Source organism: Mycobacterium asiaticum, assembly GCF_001673635.1.
Taxonomy (GTDB): domain Bacteria; phylum Actinomycetota; class Actinomycetes; order Mycobacteriales; family Mycobacteriaceae; genus Mycobacterium; species Mycobacterium asiaticum_C.
This window is the reverse complement of the sequence record NZ_LZMH01000085.1, coordinates 70563-94133: the sequence shown is the minus strand read 5'-3', so window position 1 is coordinate 94133 and position 23571 is coordinate 70563. Positions and strand designations below refer to the sequence as shown.

23 protein-coding genes and 1 pseudogene are annotated in these 23571 nt (G+C 66.3%); 9 read left to right on the top strand and 15 right to left on the bottom strand.

Annotated features, from left to right (window positions below; all coding sequences use genetic code 11):
* Position 1: 1 nt before the first annotated feature.
* The 4 genes from A5645_RS26405 to A5645_RS26390 form a co-directional block, all read right to left on the bottom strand.
* On the bottom strand, positions 2-1795 hold the full coding sequence (locus A5645_RS26405) for a PE domain-containing protein (protein ID WP_065131638.1): 1794 nt from the start codon (positions 1793-1795) through the stop codon (positions 2-4).
* A gap of 79 nt (positions 1796-1874) precedes the next feature.
* Entirely contained in the window at positions 1875-3398 is a 1524-nt protein-coding gene (locus A5645_RS26400; RefSeq protein WP_065131637.1) for a flavin-containing monooxygenase, read from the bottom strand.
* Positions 3399-3415: 17 nt separating this feature from the next.
* On the bottom strand, positions 3416-5224 hold the full coding sequence (locus tag A5645_RS26395) for a flavin-containing monooxygenase (RefSeq protein WP_253867176.1): 1809 nt from the start codon (positions 5222-5224) through the stop codon (positions 3416-3418).
* A gap of 69 nt (positions 5225-5293) precedes the next feature.
* The gene (locus A5645_RS26390; RefSeq protein WP_065131601.1) at positions 5294-5908 is read right to left on the bottom strand and encodes a TetR/AcrR family transcriptional regulator; all 615 of its coding nucleotides are present in this window, start codon (positions 5906-5908) and stop codon (positions 5294-5296) included.
* 83 nt (positions 5909-5991) lie between these two features.
* On the opposite strand from A5645_RS26390, the gene A5645_RS26385 reads away from it, so the two are divergent.
* The 3 genes from A5645_RS26385 to A5645_RS26375 all read left to right on the top strand — a co-directional run bounded on the left by A5645_RS26385 (position 5992) and on the right by A5645_RS26375 (position 8478).
* Positions 5992-6615, top strand: a complete 624-nt coding sequence (locus A5645_RS26385) for a TetR/AcrR family transcriptional regulator (protein WP_065131600.1) — start codon at positions 5992-5994, stop codon at positions 6613-6615.
* A gap of 2 nt (positions 6616-6617) precedes the next feature.
* Complete coding sequence (locus tag A5645_RS26380; protein WP_065131636.1) at positions 6618-7622, top strand: LLM class flavin-dependent oxidoreductase; 1005 nt, start codon at positions 6618-6620, stop codon at positions 7620-7622.
* A 112-nt stretch (positions 7623-7734) separates the two neighbouring features.
* Positions 7735-8478, top strand: a complete 744-nt coding sequence (locus tag A5645_RS26375) for a cutinase family protein (protein ID WP_065035838.1) — start codon at positions 7735-7737, stop codon at positions 8476-8478.
* A 29-nt stretch (positions 8479-8507) separates the two neighbouring features.
* On the opposite strand, the gene A5645_RS26370 is transcribed toward A5645_RS26375, so the two are convergent.
* Positions 8508-9197 (bottom strand): TetR/AcrR family transcriptional regulator, encoded by a 690-nt coding sequence (locus tag A5645_RS26370; protein ID WP_253867174.1) that lies wholly within the window; start codon positions 9195-9197, stop codon positions 8508-8510.
* A 57-nt stretch (positions 9198-9254) separates the two neighbouring features.
* Between A5645_RS26370 and A5645_RS26365 the strand changes: the two genes are divergently transcribed.
* A complete protein-coding gene (locus A5645_RS26365) occupies positions 9255-9809 on the top strand; it encodes a pyridoxamine 5'-phosphate oxidase family protein (protein ID WP_065035837.1) in 555 nt (184 codons plus the stop codon).
* A gap of 2 nt (positions 9810-9811) precedes the next feature.
* Here A5645_RS26365 and A5645_RS26360 read toward each other — a convergent pair whose 3' ends face one another.
* Positions 9812-10285: an SRPBCC family protein gene (locus A5645_RS26360; protein WP_065035836.1), complete on the bottom strand. Its 474-nt coding sequence runs from the start codon at positions 10283-10285 to the stop codon at positions 9812-9814.
* A 211-nt stretch (positions 10286-10496) separates the two neighbouring features.
* On the opposite strand from A5645_RS26360, the gene A5645_RS26355 reads away from it, so the two are divergent.
* Positions 10497-11306 carry a polysaccharide deacetylase family protein gene (locus A5645_RS26355; RefSeq protein WP_065035856.1) on the top strand — a complete coding sequence of 270 codons (810 nt, stop codon included), beginning with the start codon at positions 10497-10499 and terminating at the stop codon, positions 11304-11306.
* Here the strand turns inward: A5645_RS26355 and A5645_RS29350 are convergent.
* Positions 11278-12493: pseudogene (locus A5645_RS29350) on the bottom strand (aromatic ring-hydroxylating oxygenase subunit alpha). The gene A5645_RS26355 and the pseudogene A5645_RS29350 sit on opposite strands and share 29 nt — an antisense overlap.
* 74 nt (positions 12494-12567) lie before the next feature.
* On the opposite strand from A5645_RS29350, the gene A5645_RS26345 reads away from it, so the two are divergent.
* Positions 12568-13365 (top strand): PaaX family transcriptional regulator C-terminal domain-containing protein, encoded by a 798-nt coding sequence (locus tag A5645_RS26345; protein ID WP_065131599.1) that lies wholly within the window; start codon positions 12568-12570, stop codon positions 13363-13365.
* A 7-nt stretch (positions 13366-13372) separates the two neighbouring features.
* The gene (locus A5645_RS26340) at positions 13373-13909 is read left to right on the top strand and encodes a DUF3558 domain-containing protein (protein WP_065131598.1); all 537 of its coding nucleotides are present in this window, start codon (positions 13373-13375) and stop codon (positions 13907-13909) included.
* Between the two features lie 44 nt (positions 13910-13953).
* Here the strand turns inward: A5645_RS26340 and A5645_RS26335 are convergent, their stop codons facing one another.
* A complete protein-coding gene (locus A5645_RS26335; RefSeq protein ID WP_065035832.1) occupies positions 13954-14565 on the bottom strand; it encodes a TetR/AcrR family transcriptional regulator in 612 nt (203 codons plus the stop codon).
* A 65-nt stretch (positions 14566-14630) separates the two neighbouring features.
* Here A5645_RS26335 and A5645_RS26330 point away from each other — a divergent pair, with 65 nt between their 5' ends.
* Complete coding sequence (locus tag A5645_RS26330) at positions 14631-15461, top strand: alpha/beta fold hydrolase (RefSeq protein WP_065131597.1); 831 nt, start codon at positions 14631-14633, stop codon at positions 15459-15461.
* A 9-nt stretch (positions 15462-15470) separates the two neighbouring features.
* On the opposite strand, the gene A5645_RS26325 is transcribed toward A5645_RS26330, so the two are convergent.
* Positions 15471-16427 (bottom strand): dipeptidase, encoded by a 957-nt coding sequence (locus A5645_RS26325; protein WP_065131596.1) that lies wholly within the window; start codon positions 16425-16427, stop codon positions 15471-15473.
* A 40-nt stretch (positions 16428-16467) separates the two neighbouring features.
* Here A5645_RS26325 and A5645_RS26320 point away from each other — a divergent pair, with 40 nt between their 5' ends.
* Positions 16468-17226 (top strand): SDR family NAD(P)-dependent oxidoreductase, encoded by a 759-nt coding sequence (locus A5645_RS26320; RefSeq protein ID WP_065131595.1) that lies wholly within the window; start codon positions 16468-16470, stop codon positions 17224-17226.
* Between the two features lie 7 nt (positions 17227-17233).
* On the opposite strand, the gene A5645_RS26315 is transcribed toward A5645_RS26320, so the two are convergent.
* The 6 genes from A5645_RS26315 to A5645_RS26290 are packed head-to-tail and all read right to left on the bottom strand — an operon-like array spanning position 17234 to position 23525.
* On the bottom strand, positions 17234-17878 hold the full coding sequence (locus A5645_RS26315; protein WP_065035828.1) for a MarR family transcriptional regulator: 645 nt from the start codon (positions 17876-17878) through the stop codon (positions 17234-17236).
* A complete protein-coding gene (locus A5645_RS26310; protein ID WP_081288578.1) occupies positions 17875-18300 on the bottom strand; it encodes a Zn-ribbon domain-containing OB-fold protein in 426 nt (141 codons plus the stop codon). Before A5645_RS26310 ends, A5645_RS26315 begins: the two co-directional genes overlap by 4 nt.
* Positions 18297-19460 (bottom strand): thiolase family protein, encoded by a 1164-nt coding sequence (locus A5645_RS26305; protein ID WP_065131594.1) that lies wholly within the window; start codon positions 19458-19460, stop codon positions 18297-18299. The genes A5645_RS26310 and A5645_RS26305 overlap by 4 nt, the downstream gene beginning before the upstream one ends.
* Before the next feature lie 15 nt (positions 19461-19475).
* On the bottom strand, positions 19476-19805 hold the full coding sequence (locus tag A5645_RS26300; RefSeq protein ID WP_065131593.1) for a hypothetical protein: 330 nt from the start codon (positions 19803-19805) through the stop codon (positions 19476-19478).
* Between the two features lies 1 nt (position 19806).
* Entirely contained in the window at positions 19807-22149 is a 2343-nt protein-coding gene (locus A5645_RS26295; protein ID WP_065131592.1) for a CaiB/BaiF CoA-transferase family protein, read from the bottom strand.
* A gap of 26 nt (positions 22150-22175) precedes the next feature.
* Positions 22176-23525, bottom strand: coding sequence for an amidohydrolase family protein (locus A5645_RS26290; RefSeq protein WP_065131634.1), 1350 nt, complete (start codon positions 23523-23525; stop codon positions 22176-22178).
* Between the last annotated feature and the right edge of the window lie 46 nt (positions 23526-23571).

Sequence of the window (23571 nt, the reverse complement as noted above, 5' to 3'; positions counted from 1 at the left end):
ATTACATGTCGCCGCCGACGAACTCGTGCAACGTCTGGTCCGCCCCCTCACTGACCGTGACATAGCCCCGCCCGTCGGGGTGGAACGCGATCGCCTCGCCCTGGCTTTCGCTGGTCTCCAAGCCTTCCACCCATTGTTGGGTGAACGGCGACCAGGAGCTGCTGCCCGGCGCCCGGTCCCATAGCAGGACATCGTCGTAGGTGCGCACGGCCAACTGCGAGCCATCGGCCGAGAAGTCCGCGCTGGTGACGAGTTGCTCACTGGCATCCGAGAGATCGAGCGTGGCGACCTGGGTCAGCGTTCGGCTGGAGCTGCCGCTTCCGGCGCTGCTCCACCCACTGTCCGGCGTCGAGTACACCCTCGATACATCGTCACTGGTCTTCTCGACGAGCAGCATGTTGTGGTTCACCGGGTCGACCGCCAGCGCCTCCGAATTGAGCTTCTCCCCATTGGGATACGTGAGCCGGACCTGCTCGACGCCGGTCAATGTCCCGTTCGTCGGACTGCTCGCCGTGCCGGTGACGGTCGGCTCGGGAACGCGGTAGATGGTGATGTTGCTGCGTGAGTGGCCGTTGTCGCCGATGTCGCCGACATAGATGTAGGACTTGCCGTCGGCACCCCTGGCGACCTCGATGTCCTCCCAATCGTTGGCGGTCGCACCACTGAGTTTGTAAGTGGCCAGCGTCTGGCCGGTCTTCGCATCGACCGCGAAGATGCGTGCCGAATCGCCCGAATCGTTGTGCACCCAGTACACATTCGGGTTGTTGATGCCGGCGTCGATGCCGGAGATCTCGTTGAGATTGCCGTCGGTGATCTTGCCGCCGCTTGATGCGGTCAGTTCGCCCTCACGCGCTGCGTCAACGGCGTTCGGCCCGGACGGGTCGGTCGGGTCACCTGGGTCGGGGTTACCCGGGTCAGGGTCTCCCGGGTCCGTGGGATTGCCTGGGTCCGTGGGATTGCCTGGGCCGGTCGGGTTACCCGGGTTGCCCGGTTCGCTGAGTTTTGTCCCTGTCGCGCCGGCGGCGCCATCACTGCCGGCCAACTGGCCGCCCGTGCCACCGGCGCCGCCCTTGCCCGGGTTCAGGCCCGAACCGCCGGTGCCGCCGTTGCCGCCGTCGCCCACCAGGCCCGCACTGCCCCCCGCGCCGCCGACACCGCCGTCTCCCACCAGCCCGCCGCTGCCCCCCGCGCCGCCGTCGCCGCCGTTGCCATACAGCGCGCCACCGTTGCCGCCGCGCCCGCCAGCCGGTGCGGGCGCGGCGGCCGCACCGGCACCACCTTCTCCACCCGCGCCGCCGTTACCGATCAGGCCGGCGCTGCCGCCGCTGCCGCCGGCTCGGCCCGCAGCTCCGGATCCACCCCTCCCACCGTTGCCGTACAACAGGCCGCCGGCGCCGCCGTTCTGCCCGGTACCGGCAGCTCCGTCGGCGCCGTCGCCGATCAGGGGGCGACCCAACAGCGAGCGAGTGGGCGCATTGATCAGATCGAGCGCCGCCCGCTGCAATGGGTTTACATTCGCCGCCTCCGCCTCGGCGTAGCGGCCCGCTCCAGCGGCCACCAGCTGCGCAAACTGCTGGTGGAACGCCTGCATCCGCCCGCTCAATGCCTGATATTCGCGGGCGTGGCCGGCGAATAGTGCGGCGAGCGCCACCGAAATCTCATCATGCGCGGCGGCCGCGATTGCGGTCGTCGGAGCCGACGCCATGGTCCCGGCCGCCTGTAGCGCGCTGCCGATACCTTCCAACTGCGTCGCTGCGGACGACAACAAATCCGGACCGGTCATCAGATACGACACCGCGAACCTCCACTTCATATAATCAATCAATTGATCGTATGCACAGGACAACGACATATGGGCCGTTTCGGCCGAATAATCAATCGATTGATAGTTTTGTGGGGCTCGACGTGTGGTTGTGGAAATGCCCGGTGTGATGCACCCAGTCCCGGGGTCGAACGCGCCAGGTGCGCCTTGCGTAGTCCAATTCGGTGTAGGGCCACTGCGTCACGACCCGCCCGCTGGGTGAGCGGAAATAGCTGTCGCATTGGGTCCAGATGCTGCGTTCCAGATCCGCCGAGAGCCGCTCGTTGAAGTTGCGCTCGGCTTCCGGACGTACCGTCAGGTACCCCCCGCGCCGGGCGATACGCGAGACCGCGCTGGCGACCAGTCGCGCGCCCGCCTCGAGGATGTACACGATCGAGTTGCCGCCCTGGTTGGTGTTGGGGCCATAGAGCATGAAGAAGTTCGGGAACCCGGCGACGGCTACACCCAGGTAGGCGCTGGGGTCCACGCCCCAATGCTCGTGTAGCCGACGTCCCTCGGCACCGATCACCTCGATGCCGGACAAATACTGGGACGTCTCGAATCCCGTTGCCAGCACCACGGCGTCGACGTCCACGGCGCCGCCGGACGAGGTGACGACCGACGTCGTCGTGACGCGCGCGATGGGATCGGTGACCAGCGTGACGTTCTCGCGCTGCAACGCCCGGTAGAAATCGTCCCCCAGGAGCACCCGTTTGCACCGGAACGGATAGTCGGGCGTCAGAGCACGCCGCAATTCTTCGTCGGCCACACTGCGCTGCAGGAACGCGGTGGCGAATTGCGACCGCGCCGCGACCACCGGGTCGTCGGCCATCGTGGCGGTGTTGTCATGCTGGAACTTCCAGATCTTCCAGCGGGTGCGGCGCACCACCAGGGGGTTGCGCCGAAATTGCGCTAATTCTGTTGCGGTGTAAGGCCGGTCGTCCTTGGGCACCATCCAGGGTGGGGTCCGCTGGAAGACCGTCAGGTGGGTGGCGGTCCGGGCGAGTTCGGGCACGACCTGCACCCCGCTGGCCCCGGTTCCGACCACCGCCACCCGTGCGCCGGTGAGGTCCACGCCGTGGTCCCACTGCGCGGTATGCATCAGGGTGCCGTTGAAGTCCTTGAGCCCGGGAATGTCCGGAAGCCGTTGCGCGCCGAATAATCCGACGGCGCAGACCACGACATCGACAATGCGCGTCTCGCTGGTCGCCCCACGATCCAGCCGCAGCTCCCACTGGCAGGTATCGGCACACCAGCGGGCGGACCGCACCGCGGTACCCAGCATCAGGTGGCGGCCGAGGTCGAATTCGTCGGCCACTGATTCCAGGTAGGCAAGTATCTCGGGCTGCCGGGCGTAGGTGCGGCTCCAGGACTTGTTGGGCGCGAATGAGAATGAGTACAGGTGGCTCTGGATGTCGCACGCCGCCCCCGGGTACGTGTTCCGGCGCCAGGTGCCTCCCACGCCGTCGCCGGCTTCGATGATCAACAGGTCGTCGATGCCGGCACGGCGCAATGCGACAGCGGCGCCCAGGCCGCCGAAACCCGCACCGACGATCGCCACCTTGGGCGAGGGCCGGCCGCGGACCGCCGCCCGCATCCGGCCGAGCAGGTATTTCACGGACCGTTCCCGCGGTGGCGCACCTCGAGCCCGGCGAAGTCGCCGGCGGCCCGCCACGACTGCAGGATGTCGGCGTACTCGGTGGGGCCGCCGAAGAAAAAGCTGCCTTGCCGGGTTCTGCTGTCCGCCTTGCCTTCTCGGTTGTAATAGCCCGGAGTGCAGGTCATTGCCCGCTCCACGGTCGCCGCCGAGCGCTGCAAGACCGTCTCGACCCATGCGGCTTCGGCGGCCGCCGACGCCTCGAGTTCCTCGACACCGTGCTGCAGCGCCCAGGAGATGATCCACGCCGCATGGGTGGCCTGGACGTCTAGCAGATAGGGAAAATTCACCGTCAGTCCGGCTTGGGCGATGCTCTCGATGAAACAGTTCGGAAACCCGTTGGCGCACAGGCCCTGGAAGGTGCGCACGCCGTCGCGCCAGCGCTCTGTCAGCGTTACCCCGTCGCGCCCGATCAAGTCAAAACCGGTGCGCCGGCAATAGTCGGTGCCCACCTCGAAACCGGTTGCGAAGATCAGGCAATCCAGCTCGTAAGTCTGCCCGTCCACCACCACACCCGCCTCGGTGATCCGCTGCACCCCAAGTCCGCGGGTGTCCACCAGCGTCACGTTGTCGCGGTTGAAGGTTTGCAGATAGTCGTCGTGGAAGCAGGGCCGCTTGCAGAAATAGCCATACCAGGGCTTGAGCGCTTCGGCGGTCGCGCTATCCACCACGATGGCGTCCACGCGGGCGCGAATCTCTTCCATCTTCGCGAAGTCCGCCATCTCGACGTCCCGGGGCCCGTGACTGACGGAAGCGCCGGCGTCGTGGCGCATCACCGGGAGCTTGCGGGTGATGCTCGTCCACGCGTCGGCGACGAGGTCTTCTTCGGCCTGTCCGCCGGCCGTGAGGATCTGGAAGTTCTGGATGCGTTCCCGCTGCCAACCGGGCTGTAATGCGCTGGCCCACTGTGGATCTGTCGGACCGTTGGCGCGAATGTCCACCGAGGACGGGGTGCGCTGAAACACGAAGAGATGTTGCGCGGCCACGCCGAGATGTGGCACGCACTGCACCGCGGTGGCCCCGGTACCGATGATGCCGACCGGCTTGTCGGCCAGGTGCTCCAGCCGCTGCCCGGTATAGCCGTAGTCCCACCGGCTGGTGTGGAAGGTGTGTCCGCGAAACTCGGTGATACCCGGTATGCCGGGCAACTTCGGCTTGGCCTGATACCCGTTGGCCATGGTGACGAACTTCGCCCGCATCTCGTCGCCTCGGTTCGTCTTCAGAACCCAGCGGGAATCGCCTGCATCCCAACGAATTTCGTGCACGTCGGTGTGCAGGCATGCGTCGCGGTACAGGTCGTAGCGTTCGGCGATGTTACGGCAGTGCGCAAAGATCTCTGCCCCAGTGGCGTATTTGCGGCTGGGGATGTAGCCGAGTTCTTCGAGCAGCGGGATGTATACGTAGGATTCGACGTCGCAGGCAATGCCCGGGTATCGGTTCCAGTACCAGGTCCCGCCGACATCGGCCGCACGGTCGATCAGCCGAATGCTCTGCACGCCGAGTTCGCGGAGTCGCACACCGGTGAGCAATCCACCGAACCCGGCGCCGACAATCGCGACGTCCACCTCGTCGGTAAGCGGCGCCCGGGTGAATTCCTCGTCAGCCCAGGGGTCCTCGGCGAACCGGGCGAACTCCCCGGCGATCTCCACGTACTGCCCGATGCCGTCGGGACGCAGCCGCCGCGCTCGTTCCTCGGCATACCTGCGCCGCAACGCGTCCACGTCGAACGCGCGCTCGACGGTCTCGGTCCCCACAGCATCGGTCAAGTCTCGGCCCCACTCTCCGTGCGGCCGACTCTATAATCAATCGCTTGATCGTATCAAGGTGTGCGGTGTCTATCCGTTGCCGAACAGCGCGCCTCGTACCAGTACCTTCGACGCGCTCAACGCCGCCTGAAAGTCCTCCGGCGGCAGGGTGGCTGCCAGTTCGGTCAACCCGTAGATGAGGGCATAGATCGCCTCGGCTACGGCCCGCGCGTCCACCTCGGCGCCGAGATCGCCCGCCCGGCAGCCGTCGTCGACGATGCCGTCGATGATTTCGCGCATCGTCTCAAACGTGCTGTTGTCGTCGCCGCCGAAAGCGACGAGGTTCTCCGCCCGGATTGCCCATTCGAATGCGGCCAGGTCCGGATACTCCCGCAGCAATCGTCCGCATTCGTCGAGTACCGCTTCGATTCGGTCGACGATGTCGCCGGGGCCCTGGGCGGCCCGGCGCAACCGGGGCATGGCGGCTTCGTCCCGCGTCGCGATCGTGGCCTTGATCAGCTCGGCCTTGTTCGGAAAGTAGTTATAGAGGCTGGCGCTGGTGACATCGGCCGTGCGGGCGATTTCACGGATGGTGGCCCGGGAGTAGCCGGCATGTGCGACGCATCTCATGGTCGCGGCGATGATCCGTTCTCGAGTTTCGCCGCCGACGGCGCCGACGGGACGGCCCAACTGGCTACGCGTCATAAGGGTCCTGTCCTGTCCTGCCGCTCGACCATGGTCGAATATATTCGACCGATCAATTAGTTCCGCCGTTCGGAGGTACCCCGGTGACCGTCGGCTCCCAGCTCGGCCGGCCGGTCGGCGCCAGCGGTGAGCAGACCCGGCAACGCATCATCGCCGCAGCCATGCGCTGTGTGGCCGAGATGGGATATTCGCAGGCCTCGATCCGCGAGATCGCCAGGACGGCCGGCATGACCAGCGGCAGCCTGTACCACTACTTTCCGAACAAGGCCGAGCTGTTCAAGGCCACCGGCGACGAGATCGAGGCGATCGTCCTGCCCCGACTGCGGGCGGCCGCCGCCCGGTCCGACGACACCGCCACCCGTCTCGACGCGGTGCTGGACGAGTCCAAGCAGTTGATGCGCGACTTCCCTCATCTGGCCGCCTTCCTGCAGGCCACCCGGGTGCAGAGTACGGGACAGTCAGGACGCACCGGCCCGACCTACCCGGGCTCCAAGGCGCTACGCGACGTCGTCACCGAAATCGTCGAGGACGCTCGCCGCCGGGGCACGCTGTCCTGCGACACCACACCCGCCGTCGAATCGATCTGTGCTCTCACCCGAGGGCTCTCCGAACAGGCGGCCCGATTGCCGCGCGAGGGCTACGACGCCACGCTGAATTCGGTCAAACAGATGATCCGGGGCACGCTGTTCGCGCGGACCGGTGGGTGACGGTGGGCCTGCTCACCGCACTGCGGCTGAACATGACCAATGTCGTCGATCCGTCGGCGCGTCAAGGAGACCGGTATCACGCCGCGCTGGAGATGGCGGAATATGCGGACCGGAACGGATTCACTGCGGTCAGCGCTGAAGAGCACCACTTGTCCGACACCGGTTGGCTACCCGCACCCCTGCTGATGGCCGCCGCTGTGGCGGGACGGACCCGCACGGTGCGCATCAGCGTCAACGCCTTGATCGTGCCGCTCTACGACCCGGTCCGGCTCGCCGAGGACATCGCCGTCCTCGACAACCTCGCGCAGGGCCGGTTCAGCTTTGTGGCCGGAATGGGTTACCGCCCCGAGGAATACCGCGCGGCCGGCAAGGACTGGGCGCGACGTGGCGCCCTGATGGACCACTGCCTGTCGGTGCTCCTCAAGGCATGGGGCGACGACCCGTTCGAGTACAACGGCACCCTGATCAACGTCACGCCGAAGCCCCATACCCGGCCGCACCCCGTCTTCTTCGTCGGCGGAATGACGCCGGCGGCGGCCCGGCGTGCGGCACGCTTCGGGTTGCCGTTCTCACCACCGATGGCGATGCCGGAGCTGGCCGCGATCTACGCAGCGGAGGTGCGCAACCACGGCACCACGGGATTCGTCTACCACCCGGAGAACGGCAGTACTGTCACGTTACTTCACGCCGATCCGGACGAAGCCTGGTCGCGTTACGGCCCGTTCATCATGAACGAGGCGCGCGAGTACAGCGGCTGGAAGCGGCGCGGCGTACCGCGGCCCAATGAGGCGCCCGCCGCTTCAATCGAGGAACTCCGGCAACTCAACCACGTCGAGATCCTCACCCCCGAGCAGTTGATCGCGCAGATCCGCGCCGGGCGCCAGGACATCGTGATGAACCCGCTGGTCGGCGGGCTTCCCATCGACGACGGCTGGGCCAGCCTGCGGCTGCTGGTGGAGCGGGTGTTACCCGGCGTGGAATCTCCCAACATCCTTACAGCCGAATGACAGCCCGAACTCAGCACTGCAGCGGTGCTCACAAGGGGCGTCTAAGCTGGTCAAGGTCCTCTGTCAATGATTTCGCCCCACCGTCGAAAATGTTGTTTTAGGAGGTTGTTCCGTGGGCACATACTGCGGCATGAATGCACGTCGCCTTGCTCGTATCCTCGCCCCTGCGGCAGTCGCAGCATCGGGTCTCTGCGCTTCCGTGATTTCCGGCTCCCCGGTTCCCATCGCATCCGCTGCATGTCCGGATGTCGAGGTGGTCTTCGCGCGCGGCACCGGCGAGGAGCCCGGTGTCGGCCCGACGGGGCAGGCGTTCGTCGACAACCTGCGGCCCCGCCTCGGCGCGCAGTCGATGGACGTGTACCCCGTCAACTACCCGGCCAGCGACGAATGGGCGACCGGTGTCGACGGTGTCCGCGACGCGGGTGCGCACGTCAATGCCATGGCCGCCAGCTGCCCCAAGACCAAGATGGTTCTTGGTGGCTTCTCGCAGGGCGCAGCCGTGATGGGCTTCGTGACATCGGCCGCCGTGCCGGACGGCATCGACCCGACGACAGTTCCCAAGCCGCTCGATCCCGCAGTGGCCGACCACGTTTCCTCGGTCGTCCTGTTCGGCCTGCCAAACGTGCGCGCGATGGAATTCCTCGGCCAGCCGCCGGTGGCAATCGGGCCGCTGTACCAGGCGAAGACGATGAAGGTCTGCGCTACTGACGACCCGGTGTGCTCGGAGGGGCTCAACTTCGCCGCGCACAACACCTATGCGGATAACGGGGCGATGATCGACCAGGGCGCGGCGTTCGCGGCCAGTCGCCTCGGCGGGGGCTCGCCGGCGCCGGTGCCCTCCGGCTTCGGGGAATGAGCGGCTGCCGCTGAGTCCTGAGCGCTGACTCAGGCGTGCACCCGTTCCAGCCCCGCAACAATTAGCCGTAGTCCGAAGGTGAATTCCTCGGCCAACTCGACCGGAAGGCTGTCGGCGACCGCGTGCGTCGCCGGGTAGCGTTCCGGCTCGAGTTGCCGAAAGGCGGCCGAGGCGGTGAGGTCGCGCTCGTCGTCTTCGGGTTTGGCTGCCGGCTCGCGGACCTGCATCGCGAACCCCAGGATGTAGTGCCAAAGCGTGGCATAGCTGCGTGCGGCAACCTCGGGCGCGAAACCGTTGCGCAGCAGCAACGACAGGATGTACTCCCGGTGGGCCAGCGCGTTGGGCCCCATCGGGATGTGCCCGATCAACAACGGGGCAAGACTGCCGTGGCGGGCGAGCGCGTCAAACGCACGCTGCGCGAACGAGATACACGCCTGTTGCCAGGCCACACCCGAGGCCCCCGATTCCTCGAAGTCGATTTCGCCGAACATGCTGTCAACTACCGTCGCAATCAGTTCGGCCCGATTGGCGAAATGCCGGTACAGCGTGGCGGTGCCGGATCCCAGGCGCTGAGCGAGCGACCGCATCGACAGCGCATCGGCTCCCCGCTCGTCGACAAGTTCCAGGGCCGCCTCCACAATCCGGTCGAGCGGGAGCGCCGGCCGGCCCCGGGGACGGCCGCGTGCGGGCGGCTTGACATGGTCCTTATTTATGAGCACACTGTATCCATAAATACTCTTGAGGGTCAACACCCCTGCCATTGAGGACGATTCGCCATGCTGCTACCCCTGGCCACAGAGCCATTCGTGGCTCCCACCGACCGCGACATGCTGCCCTCCGAACGCCGCGAATTCGTCCGTAGCCACCGCACGGCGGTGTTCGGCTACCGGCGCCGCAATGACGGCCCGGCCATGTCGATCGTCTACTACATCCCCACCGACGATGACGAACTGCTGGTGTCCACGATGGCGGGGCGCGGTAAGGCAAGGATCATCGAACGCGATCGAAAGATCAGTCTGTGCGTGCTCGACGAGCGGTGGCCGTTCAGCTACTTGCAGGTCTATGCGGACGCGGTGCTGGACGACGACCGCGACCTGGCGGTCGACGTGATGATGGCGGTGGCGGGCCGGATGTCGGGGCAGCCACTCGGCGAGGAGGCCCGCCCGTCGGTCCGGGCGATGTGCGACCGGGAACACCGGGTGGTGATTCGCTGCCGTCCTTATTCCACGTTCGCCACCCCACCACGGCACCTGCACCGCAACGACGAGGTGGAACAGTTGTCACACTGGGTTTCCGGCGTGGTGCCCTGGGACGCCGCCGACCCGGCTTGAGGTCAACCGCCCGGGTAGCGGTCGCGCAGCTTGGCCAGTGTCGACTCGATGCCGCTGGCGTTGCCCTTAGCGAAACCCATTCGCTCGTAGTACTTCAGCTTGTTCTTGAGCGCGCCGGCGTCCGAATAGTCGAATGTCTCGGTGACTCGGGTCCGTGTCGGTGACAGCGACTCGAACTCCCAGCGCCAGCGGTGGCCGAGCGGATGCCGCCATTCGATCACCTCGTCCGGCTTGAATTCGGTCACCGTACTGGTGATGCGATACGGCACCCCGAACATGCGCATGTTGGTCGAGAACTTCGAACCTTCGGCCAGCTGGGACGGCGCCTTGACGTTGTCCCGGACCGTGCCCGAGCCGTCCAGCTCACTGTGGCGCCGCGGATCGGCGGCCATCGCGAACAGTTCGGCCGCCGGTGCGGCCACCTCAACTGACCGGCTCACCCTGCGGGGCCCGGCGTCGACAACGGTGACAGTCATTGACCACTCCTTTCCCTATTCAGCGTCGCAGCTTTGTGATCGCCGCAACAGGTGGGTAGCCCCGCGGCGTTCCGCACCGGAAAACGACGGAGCGCATGGTACGGTTCGCTGCTGTGGTGTCGTCGCAGGTCAACCGGGGTCGATGCGTGATTGTGGGCACGCCTGGTTCACGGTGCGCCGGGCTATTAATGGTGGCTGACGCATGTCCGAGCTGAGCCGACGCCGCTTCCTTGGTTCTCTCGCTGTCTCCACCGTTGCCAGCGTGGGTCTCGCGCGGTGCATGGTCGATCCGCAGCCGCGGACGTTCGCTCAGACACCGGCCGCCGAACTGGCACCCCCGGCTGGGCCCACCGTGGCGGGCCTGCTGCCGCCGCCGCCTCCGTCCGCACGGGTGCGACTGCCCGGCGGTGGCGTGCTGAGCCAGCTTCCGGGTAACGGCGACCTGCTGGCGCTTACGGTTGACGACGGCACCAACAGTGAGGTGGTGCGGGCCTACACGCAGTTCGCCAAGGACACCGGCATCCGGCTGACGTTCTTCGTCAACGGCACCTACGACTCCTGGACCGACAACCTGGCCATGCTCCGGCCATTGGTCGAATCCGGCCAGATCGAACTCGGCAACCACACCTGGTCGCATCCCGACCTCACCACGTTGCCCAAGGGCGAGATCGCCAAGCAGCTGATGCGCAACGACGAATTCCTCAAGAAGACGTACGGCGTTGGCGCCAGGCCTTATTGGCGGCCGCCCTATGCGAAGCACAACGCGGTGGTGGACTCGGTGGCCGCCGACCTTGGATACAGCGTCCCGGTGCTCTGGTCGGGGTCGCTGTCGGATTCGACACTTATCACCGAGGAATACATCGTCAAGATGGCCGACCAGTACTTCACGCCGCAGGCCATCGTGATCGGACACCTCAACCATCTGCCGGTCACCCACGTCTACCCGCAGCTCGTCGAGATCATCCGGGACCGGAAGCTGCGTACCGTCACATTCAACGATGTATTCCTGAAGACCCCGTAGGCGCCGACAACTGGCTTAGCCGCTCATCGAGCACCGCATGAAAGTGGCCTATCGCGCTCTCGTGGCGCCCGAACTCGACGAATTCATTTGCCCCCGAATGCAAACCACGCTGCACACCCTCGGACATCTCATTGTCTTCGACCGCACCGCGGGCAACGAGCGTGCCCGCGCCATCGCGGCTGTCGCCGGAGACCCGCTCGGCAATCTCGGATCTGGCGAGTGAGTAGATCACCACGGTGCTGTGACCGACGTCGACCGGGTCGATCACGACCACCAGCATCAGGTCCGGGAACGTCGCCAGCATCACGTTGGGGAACAGCTGATACAGATAGGTGACTCGGGCGTCCGTCGTCCAGCTGCTCTGCGGACGATCGCGCTGGCGCTCGATGTTGCGGTACGGGAACGTGATTCGGGAGTTCGGGCCGAACTGCTCCACCACGTTCAGGTCGTCGTACTGCAGCGGGAAGAAGGTGTTCTGGTGGGTCCAGCGGATGTGGTAACCCTCCAGGAACTGCTCGACGAGTACCTTCCAATTCATCGCCCGCAGCGTCGAATCCACCTGAACCAACTGCCGGGGCACCAGCTTGTCGCGCCAAGCCCTGCCGTCGGTCAGCCACGCCAGCGCCGCATCGCCGGCTGACTGCGGGAAGCCACCCGAGAGTCCGTCGATGACGATGAGCCCCGTCCGCCTCACGGCTGGGCACCTCGACCAGGCCGCGCGCCGCCATGTCGAGGTCGGGAAATGCGTCCTGGTGCGGCACATGCGCGAGCGAACCGTCCAGCCGGTAGGTCCAGCCGTGGTACCGGCACACCAGCGCCTTGGCGCATCCAGCACCTTCGACCAGTGTGAAACCGCGGTGGCGGCAGGCATTGCGGAACACCCGCGCCCGACGATCGCGACCCCGTACCGCGAACAGCGGCACACCGAATGCGGTTCGTTCGACGTGATCGCCTGGATCGGGAATAGCCGCCGAGGGAGCGAATACGCTTGGCGTCGCTCGCAACAGCCGCATTTCAGCAGCGAATCGTGTTGGATCCAAATAGTTTTCGACGGGTTCGCGCCAGGCGACACCCTCGTCGGTGGTGCCGGCATCGATGTGCGCCAAGACCCGGCGGACGATCTCGACGTCATCTGCAACCAAGCCGGCAACCGAGCCGGCATCCAACGGCTTCGTCGGCGTGGCCATGGCCAAGTATCACACTTTGCTAGTCACGTGTCAATTATTCAGTGATATGACGGTTCATCAGCGAAGATATAGGGATGGCGGCAGCAACTGCGGCTCGCGTCCGCGAGCTGATCGGTAATCGACCGCTCAGCGCGCGTTCCGTCCTCGCATCAGCACTGCTGGGTTCCGACGAGGGCCGCCTCACCGTGGCGGAGCTGGTCGCGATCGCCTCGCTGTTCGATATCAGCGATGGTGCGGCCCGAACGTGTTTGTGGCGAATGGTTTCCAACGGCGAACTGACTGGCGACGACGGCAGCTACGCCCTTGCCGGACGGTTGCTGGATCGGCGGCAGCGCGTCGACGAAGCGGCCCGGATCGCAGACGGAGGTGCATGGGACGGAACGTGGGAACTGGCGGTTGTCGCGCTGGAGCGCCGGTCGGCCGCCGACCGCCTCGAATTGCGCAAGGCCGCGACGGCACTGCATCTGGCCGAGCTTCGAGAGGGCGTTTGGATTCGGCCGGATAACCTTGACCCGCAGCGCCTTCCGGCATATCGCTCAGTGCTGGACCGGCAGTGCACCCACTTCCACCGCGCGGTGACCGCCATCGGTGCGGACAAGATGCGCGCACTCTTCGCCCTCGACGACTGGGCCAGCGACGCCAAGGCGCTCATCCAGGCAATGGATACCGCGCTCGACAACACCAACGGGTCGGCGCACAGCATCGCCGACAAGTTCGCGTTGTCGGTCGCGGCGATCCGGCATCTGCAGCGCGATCCCCAACTGCCCGCCGAATTCGTCGCGGATCACTGGCCAGGAGATGCCCTGCGGCACACCTACCGTCGCTTCGACGACGCCTTGAAACGGCGGATGAACAATGCCTTCAGTCGGTGAGCGCTGAATGTTCGGATGCCGCCGCTACCTGGTGCTGGCCCTGCTGCCGCTGCTGACCGCGTGCCCGAGCGGAGCGCACCCACCCACCAGCCCAACGTCATCGTCGTCGACCACCAGCAAGCAGGCCAGGCACGGCCCCTTCTTCCCCGAATGCGGCGGCGTGACCGACCAGACCATCGCCGAACTCACCGGTGTGGCCGGCCTTGTCTTGACCGCCCGCAATCCGCTGGGCTGTCAATGGCTGGTCAATGGCAGCATCGACGGACCCTGGTTCTCGTTCAGTTGGTTTCGCGGCAGCCCGATCGGGCGTGAACGCAAGAACGAGGACCTCAGTCGCTCGTCGGTCAGCGACATCATCGTCGACGGGCACAGCGGTTACATCGCGGTGGCCACTGATCGGCTCGGCACCCGCCTTTGCGACGTCGGCATTCAGTATCAGGACGACTTCTTCGAGTGGTCGATCCAGTTCGTCAGGAAGCCATTCCCCAACCCGTGCGACATCGCCACCGAGCTGTCCCGCAGGACGATCGCAACGGTGAAGTGACCGCAGCGATCGGGGCCGGGGCTTGGCGTTGTTGGCTGCCGCGCCTACTGGCGGTCCTCGAGCATCCCGTCGATCAACCGGTGCAGCACCTGTCCGACCTCCTTGCGGGCGCGCTTCTGGTCGTCGGCGGTCGCAATGGCCATGGCCGCCTCGTCGAGCGCGCCGATCAGCACGGTGGCCAGCGGGCGCACCGGCAACTTCCCGAGTTGGCCGGCCTTGATGGCTTCGGTGATCAGTTGTTCGGTCATCCCTAGGCTGTAGCGCTGGGCGACGTCCCGGAAGGCGGCCCAGCCCAGCACGGCGGGCGCGTCCAGCAGGATCAATTGCCGCACTTCGGGATCACCGGATACCTCCAGCCAGGCATCGACCGCCGCTCGGATCATGTCGGCCGGTGTCGCCGCACCGGACGCGGCCACCAAACCCGCCATCCGGGCCATCACGTCCTGCTCGACCGCCTCCACTACATCGCGGAAAAGCGTTGCCTTGTCGGTGAATTGGTGATACATCGCGCCGCGAGTGACGCCGGCCTCCTTCGCGATCTCCGGGGTCCCCACGTCCGCGTAGCCGCGCTGGCCGAAAAGTTTGCGCGCAGCCGTTATCAGCGCCTCGCGGGTTGCCGCGGAACGCTCCTCCTGCGTGCGCCTCTTGATTTCCATACACCCTGTTGGTAACTTACGGACAGACAGACTGTTTGTAAGTATATCTCTAGTGGGAGTGATCCATGCCAACGATCGACATTAGCGCCGGAACGATACATTTCGAAGCAACGGGACCCGATAACGGAAGGCCCGTCGTGTTCGTACACGGATACATGATGGGCGGGCAGTTGTGGCGTCCGGTCAGCGAACGGTTGGCCGCAGGCGGACTGCGCTGTATCGCCCCCACCTGGCCGCTCGGCGCACACCCGACACCGCTGCGCAGTGGCGCGGACCGAACCATCACCGGCGTGGCGGGCATCGTGGCCGAGGTACTCGCCGCTCTCGACCTCGAGGACGTCGTCCTGGTCGGCAACGATACCGGTGGGGTGGTGACCCAACTCGTCGCCGCACATCACCCGGACCGCCTCGGGGCGCTGGTGCTCACCAGTTGCGACGCGTTCGAACACTTCCCGCCGCCGATCCTCAAGCCGGTGATCCTGGCGGCCAAGTCGAAGTCGTTGTTCAAGACGGCGATTCAAGCGATGCGCCCGCCGGTCGCGCGCCGGCGCGCCTACGAAGGTCTGGCGTACACCGATATCGACGACCTGACCCAGATCTGGGTGCGTCCGGCTTTGTCGGACCCGGATGTGGCCGAAGACCTTCGCCAGCTGTCGCTTTCGCTGCGCACCGAGGTCACGCTGGACGTCGCGCGCCGACTGCCCGGGTTCGGCAAGCCCGCGCTGATCGCCTGGTCCTCGGATGACGCGTTCTTCGAACTCGAAGACGGACGTCGACTCGCCGCGACCATCCCGAATGCCCGGCTCGAGGTCATCGATGGCGCTCGGACCTTCTCGATGGTCGACCAACCGGACCGGCTCGCCGAACTTCTGTCGTCGGTCGCGGTGCGCACCTAGCTCTCGCGGTCAGTTGCGCCAAGCGCGCTCGGCCACGCGAAAGAAGTTCCCGCCGAGCACCGCCGCGATGTCCTCGGTGCGCCAGCCACGCCGGCCGAGATGCTCCGCGAGCATCAGCAGCGTCTCGGGCGGCATCCACTGGATGGTGCCCCAGCGGGTGTAGCTGTCGTCGAACAGGTGCGGATTTCGGGTGAATTCCTCGACGAAATCGGCATAGTCGAAGGAATAGTCACTGCTGATGCCGACGTGGTCGATGCCGACCAGGTTCACCGCATACTCCAGATGCCGCGTCATGGCCTCCAGGGTGGGGGTGTTGGGACCGAGGAAGATGCCGACACCCGTGATGCCGATGACGCCGCCGGTTGCCGCGCATGCCCGTGCCTGTTCATCGGTGATGTTGCGCGGGTGGTCCCAGACCGCCCGCATGCAGGAGTGGCTGTAAATGACCGGGCCAGCGGACACTTCGGACATATCGAGTCCGGTCCGGGCGCTGCAGTGCGAACCGTCCGGGACGATGCCCACGTTGTTCATCTCCGCGACGATGGAACGGCCCCACGCCGTCAGGCCGCCGTCCTCGGTATCCAGACAGCCGCTGCCGGCACGGTTGGCGTGGTTGTATGTGGGCAACAATGTCCGCACGCCGAGCGCGGCCAATACCGCAAGGTTGTCCAGGTCGTCGTCGACGGGGTGTGAGTCTTCCAGGTCGAAGACCACCGCGGTACGGTCCTCGCCCGCAATGGTTTTGACGTTTTCAGCCGTGGCCGCCAGCTCCAGGCCGGGATGAGCGTCCACCGCACCGCGGAAGTGGTTCAGCAGCGCCACTGTGTCTTCGAAACCGTGCGGGGAATATCCGGCATTGACCGAGAGTAATGCGCCGCCGCGCCGCCGATACCGGGCAAGCGGGTCGACTTCGGCATCGGCCCGCAGGGGCAGGCAAGTGTGCTGATCCCAGAGCAGTAACGCCATAACTACCGATATTGCCCGATCCCCGGTTAGCGTTCTCCACATGTCAGAGGCGACGACGTTGCGAGGCCGACGAATTCTGGTTACCGGTGGCGCCACCGGCATCGGCGCGGCCGCGGTCGCGGCGCTGACCGAGGCGGGCGCTGAGGTCGTGGCGACGTATCACCAGACACCCCCGCCGGACGGACTCGAAGCGACCTGGCTGCAGTGCGACGTGCGCGACGCCGGTGCGGTCGCGTCGATGGTGCAGGCCGCCGCCGAACACCTGGGCGCACTGGATGTGCTGGTGAACGCCGCCGGGCTGTGGCAGCCGGGCATTCCCGGTTACATCGGCCCCGACGAGATCTCGTTCCTGTTGGACACCAATGTGAAAGCCACCATCCTCACCAACCAGGCCGCCTACGGCGTCATGAAGGGTAAGGGCGGTCGGATCATCAATTTCGGGTCGTCCGAGGCGGTGCTGGGCAGCCCGATCTCAGCCGTCTACGCCGCGACCAAGGGCGCGGTACAAGCCTGGACACGATCGGCGGCTCAAGCCTGGGCGTCCGACAAGATCACCGTGAACGCGCTGGCGCCAGCCGTGCAGACGCCGGGGGCCGACCGGTTGCGGGATTTTCTCGGTCCGGAGGCGGGTCCCATGATCGACCAGCAACTCAAGACCAGGATTCCGCTCGGCGGCGCACTCGGCGACCCGCGGCGAGACCTGGCACCGGTGCTGGTATTCCTGGCCGGGTCCGGGTCGGGATTCATCACCGGCCAGTTGCTGGCCGTGGACGGCGGTCTGATCATGGTGGGCGGCTGACGTTGGGTCAACCGGTCCCGCGGCGGCGGATCTGCCCCTTGGGTCGTTTGACCCGCCGGACCGGGTCTCGCGTTGTACCCGTGGCGATCTCGTCCCGCAGCTGGGCGATGTTGGAAATCTCCGCATAGAGACCACGGATGGCGTAGTCGAGTACTGCCAGAGAGTAGCGATGATCGGGATTGTCCGGTATGCCGAGCTCGCGGGACCGCTGCCGGGACCACAGCGCTTCGTCCAACCGGGCTCGCGTCGCCTCGAGATGCCGATCCAGGGTGTCGACCACGCGTTCTGGGTCCTCACCGCGGGCCAGCCAGGTCCGCAGGATGACGGGATGCTTGATCACCACCTGGTCCTCACCAGGGAAGTGCTGCACCCAGCGGCGCAGCCCGTCGACGCCCGACTCGGTCGTCTCGTACAGCGTGATCGCCCGCTTGCCGGCCTGGGCTTGAATCTCGCTGACCATGCCACGCTCCAGCAAGCGGATCAGTTCGCGCCGCACGTGACTCACCGAGGGCGACCAGTAGAAGTGGCCCACCGACAGTTCGGCGCGCATCTTGATTTCGCCGGCGGTGAGCTGTTCGTCGTTGGCTGCCAGCACGCCCAGCACCAGGTAGGCCGTCACCGGCAGACCGTTCGACGTGTGCCGGGGACTCACGGCGACTTGGTGAAGTAGGGCAGCGTGAGATCGTCTGTCACGCCGTGAAATTGGACACGGACGCGCATGCCGACCGCTACCTCGTCGGGTGCGACACCAACCAGGTTGGTGAGCATCTGATAACCCTCGTCCAGGGTCACGATCGCCGGCGCGTAGGGGGGTTCGAATTCCGCCGTGACCGGTCGGTAAACGATTGTCCAGCTGTAGATTTCGCCGACCCCCGCACTGGACAGCCACGCCAGCTCGTCAGACAGGCAATGCCGGCAGTGCTCGGTCGGCGGAAAGTTCGCCGCACCGCAGCCCTGGCAGCGTTGATATTTCAGCTCCTCGGATCGGCAGCCGTCCCAGAACGGGGTGCTGAGGTGGCTCGCGGCGTGCGGAACGGCACCTGCCTGTGGCCGCAGTGGCCTTCCGCCGTTCACCGCGGCTCGTCTCCGAGGAGCAGGACCGTGGTGAACAGGGCACCCGCTCCCCCATTGCTGCACAGGGCGACATGGGCGTTGGGGACCTGCAATTCGCCGGCGTCGCCGCGCAGTTGCGTGACGGCGCGTACGGCCCGCTGCATCATCTGCGGGTTGGCGCCGGCGTGGCTGAACGACATGGTTCCTCCGTCCGTGGTGATCGGATGACTGCCCACGATGTCGATGTGGCCGTCGGCGACGAAGGGTCCGCCTTCGCCCTCGCCGCAGAAGCCGAAAGCCTCCAACTGGCGGATGATCTCGAACGAGAACGGATCGTAGAGTTCCAGCACGTCCACGTCATCGCGGCGCAGGCCCGCGTGCGCGAATGCCCGGTCGGCGGCGCGCCGGCCGACCACACCGTTGACGTGCTCACCGCGGCGGCCAACCAGATCCCAGGCGGGCGGGTGCTGATACGACGGCCCGTGAAAATCCGCGCCGCTGCCCAGGATGTAGATGGGTTTCGCCGAGCTTTGGACCTTCGCCAGGTTGGCCACCACCAGTGCGCAGCCACCTTCGGATGTGGTTGCGCAGTCGAGAAGATGAAACGGGTCGGCAATGAGGCGCGACGCGGTGATGTCGTCCGGCTGGAACGGACCGCGTTGGTGGTAAACGGCTTCCGGGTTGCGCGAGCCGTTGTTGCGGATGGTGGCGGCCACGATCGACAGTTGTTCCCGCGTGGTCCCGTAGACGTGCATGTGCCGACGGGCGATCAGTGCGAACTCCGCGGTGGTGAACATGCCCCACGGCGCGACGAATTCGTTCTCCGGTCTGGTCCATGGCGCCGTGGCTTCGTGGTCGCGGTACTCGCCGGCCTGCGCTGCGACCAGCACCACCACATCGGCCATGCCGTGTTCGATCGCTGTGGCGGCCTCGGTGATCATGCCGACCCCGAACCCCAGTCCCTGCCAGGCCGGGCCGATGCGCAGGTCGTAGATCAGCGCGGTGGACATCGGGCCGGCGCTGATCCCGTCGACGTCGTCAAGGGTCAGGCCGGCGTCGTCGAGGGCGCCGCGAATGGCCTGAATCGCCAGGCTGCGCGAGGTCTCGCCGTCCAACCGGCGACCCTGCCGGGTGTTGTACACACCGACGATCGCCGCGGTGGGCTTGATTGTGCCGCTCACTTCGCTCCTGTGCCTTCAGTTTTCGTCTGCAACGACGCCGAGGTAGGTGCCTACGACGTCATACTCACGGCCGTCTCGGGCAACGCGCCCGATCGTCCGGGACCGGCCGTCGGCGGGTGGCGCTCCAGCCTCGACGATGTCGATCCGCACGTCCACCGGCCGCGCGGTCTGCGGGTCGGTGATCTCGACGAGCATCGCTACGGCTTGTTCACCCTCGTCCCATTCGACACCGGTGATGCGGTGCCGCGCGGTCAGTTCCACCACCACCGAATCCTGACGCAGCAGGAAGCGCACGGGGGCGCACAGTTCTCCCGGGCGGGGCGGCACGCACAGCGTGACGGCCATGTCACAATCCCGCCGGCCGCGATGCGGTGCCGCCCGAGGCCGTCAACGCGGCCAGTTGCGCTGCGCTGTAACCCAACAGGCTGGTCAGCACCTCGGCGGTGTGCTGGCTGTACATAGGCGCGACCCGGCGGATCCAACGCCGCGGTTTCCCGACGAACGCAAAGGGCATGCCGGTACACAAAAACGAACCCGCGGCCGGGTGATCGACCCGTTCCCAAAAGCCCCGGAACATCAGCTGTGGGTCGGTCAGCAGGTCGGCCGGTGGTTTCACCGGTGCGGCGGCCACGCCACAGGCGCGCAGGGCGCTCACCGCGTCCGCCACACTGCGGCGCGCGGCCCAGTATGCGATCAACTTGTCGCGTTCGTCGGCATGATCTCGCCAGGTGGCCTCGTCGGGGTCCAAGTCCGGCCGGCCGATCAGTTCGGCCAACGCACGACGGCCGGCGTCGTCCGTGGCGGCCAGAGCAACCCACCGGTCCTCGCCCTGGCAAGCGTAGATGCCCTGTGGTGCCGCCCCGGGTCCACGATTCCCATTGCGACGCAATTCGATCCCGTTGCGCGAGTACTCCACCAGCATCTCGGCGGCGACGTTGAGGGCCGCTTCCGCCATGGTCGACTCGACATGCACACCGATCTCATCCCGATCGCGTACGACCAGCGCCGCAACGGCGGCGAAGGCGGCGTGCAGTCCGGCGATCGGGTCGCACACCCCCCGCGGGATCAGGGGCGGCCCGTCGGCATGTCCGGTCATCCAGGCCATTCCGGTGGCCTGCTCCATCGTTTGTGCGAACCCCACCCGGTCCCGCCACGGCCCGTCGAGCCCGAACGCCGGCATCCGGACCATGACCGCGCGCGGATTGGCCGCGTGCACCGCCGCCCACTCCAGACCGAAATTCTCCATCACCCGCGGCGAGAAGTTCTCGATGACGAGATCGCATGCGGCAATCAGATCGAGCGCCACGGCACGGCCGGCATCGGTGCTCAGTTCCACACTGGCCCCGCGCTTGTTGTTGTTGCTGCACAAAAACACCGGGCCCCATTCCCACCACTGCTCCCAGCTGGTCGGGCGGGCCGCAGAGAACCGCATGCCGTCGGGGCGGCGCACGCCCTCGACCTTGATGACGTCGGCACCCAGGGCACCGAGGAATTGGGTGGCGAAGGGCCCGGCCCAGAACGCGGTGAAATCGGCTACCCGGGTGTCGGACAACGGAAGTGCATCGGCAGCACCGGGGTCGGCGCGGTCGGGTCGCAAGGGCCACCGCACGGTATCGGTGTCGGCACCAAGCTCGGGCGCGCGGCCGGGGGGTTTAGTGGCGATCGCCTCGCCGCGGTAGGGCACCCGCGGTTGCAGAACGCCGAGTGGGGACTTGACGAATACCCCGCGTTGCACGAAATGGTCGATGGTGGGCAAAGTGGCGGGAGTGGCAATGGGCGCCACCGGGATTCGGAAGGCGACCGCCAGATCAACGATTTCCTGGGTGGTGCGCCGTTGCGTCCATTCGGTGACCATACCGAGGAACTCGTCGCGGCGCCCGATGCGACCGTCGACGGCCGCCAGCTCCTGGTCGTCGATGAGGTCGGGGCGCTCTATCAGCACCAGGAAGTCCTGGAACTGCTGAGCGGTGATGGTGCAGAAGCCGACCAGCCCGTCGGCCGTCGGAACGATCGACGGCAGTTCCAGGCTGCGAGAGTTCATCAGGGAGTCGGAGCCCATCACGCTGGCCGACATGGCGGGCAGCCCCCCCATGGCGATCGCCATCGCCTCATACGTTGACACGTCGATGATTTCGCCCCGCCCACATCGTCGGGCATGGCGCGCCGTCGCCGCGGCGGCGGCCGCCGCGAAGGAGCCGGCCAGCCAGTCGCCGAGGCGGCCGCCCGCTTGGACGGGCTCGTCGCCGGGCCACCCGCGGCTGGCGATCGAACCGGACAGAGCCTGCAGGATGAACTCGTTGGCGACTACCTGATCGTCGACATAGGGTCCCGTCGTCCCGAACGGCGTCACGGCCACCACCACGGTCGCGGGACCGGTATGGGCCGTGATGCGGTCCAGCGTCCACCCGTCGGTCAAGTCGGTGAGCACCACGTCGGCGCCGGCAAGCAGCGTCGCGGCCAGTTCTCCGCGCGGGCCGGCCACCGACTTCTTGTCGGCGGCAAGGTAACCGAACAACGCACCGGGCGGCCCGCCGCCTGCCGACCACTCTCGTAGTGAATCACCTCGTGCTGACTCGAGTTTGACGACTTCGGCGCCCGCGTCGGTGAACATCTTCCCCGCGTACGCCGCCGCGATTCCGTTGGACAGTTCGAGCACGCGCCAGCCGTCGAAAGCCGCCCGAGGTGTCACGTGCAGTCGTCCGTTCAGTTGCCGGTTCAATTGCCCAAGGTGGTCGCGCGTCCGGCTATCCCCGGCGCCTCCACCGTCACCGGTTTGGCGCCCTGCGCCTGCAGAGCGAACTGAGTCATCCGGGTCCAGGCGTCCCGGTCGCGCTGGCTGGCCTGGTGGCCGACATGTGTCACCACATCCACATCGGTGGCCTGGCTGCGCAGCCGGCCGGCTCGGGCCTGCTCCTTCGGGATATACCGGAAGGGGTCGAAAGAATAAGCCGCCATGGCGTTTTCGTGGGTGATCTTGTCAATCACGGCGTCATCCAGATGGCCCATCGTCTCGATCACATCTTCCGGCGCGAACGGCCAGTTGCTGTCGGAATGCGGGAAGTCGGACTCCCAGCACAGCATGTCCTCGTTGAACCAGTCCATGTTCTGCACGCCGACCTTGTCGCTGATGAAGCAGGTGTAGAAGTGCCGCCGGAACACGTCGGCGGGGCCACGGTAGCCCCGGGGGAATTTGGCCAGGGTCCAGCCCGAATGCCGGTTGTAGACATGCTCGGCCCGCCACAGGAAGTACGGCATCCAGCCGACATCACCTTCGGTGAGGGAGAATTTCAGCGCCGGGAAGTCGGCCCAGAATTCCGCCCAGATGAGCTCGGTGAAGGTGAACATGCTCATCATCGACGAGGCGGTCATCATCACGCTGGCCGGTGCGTCCATGGACACCATCGGCGAACGCGAGGCCGAGCCGACGTGGGTGCACAGCACGGTGTTGTTGTCGCAGACGGCCTCGAACAACGGGTACCAGTACTTGGTGTGAATGCTGGGCATCTGCAACGCTTCCGGATTCTCCGAGAACGTCACTGCGTGACAGCCCTTGTCCGCCAGTCGTTTCACCTCTTTGGCGGCTTCCTCCACGTCATACAGCGGCAGGATGCCGCACGGGATGAACCGTCCCGGGTAGGCCGCACACCACTCGTCGACGTGCCAGTCGTTGTAGGCCTTGATCATCACCAGGTTGACGTCGCGGTCCGCGCCCTGGTTGAGCACCTGGCCGGAGAAGCCGGTGAAGTTCGGAAAGTTCAAACCGGCCAACTGCCCACCGGCGTTCATGTCGCGGACCCGCTCGTCGACGTTGAAGCAGCCCGGGCGCATCTCGTCGTAGCGTGAGGCGTCGACGTTGTACATCTCCCGGGGTTTGCCCGCGACGGCGTTGAGGCCCATGTTCCGACCGCGGATCTCCCCGTAGTACCACTGCTGGATGCCGTCGGGCTCGATGACCACCCGTGGGGCGAGGTGTTTGTACTTCGCGGGCACGTGCGCCTCGAACATGTCCGCCGGTTCGGCGATGTGGTCGTCGACGCTGATCAGGATCAGATTGTCTTTGTCCATCGCCTGCACCCCTTTTCCGCTGACTAGTAGACAATGGCTTCGATTG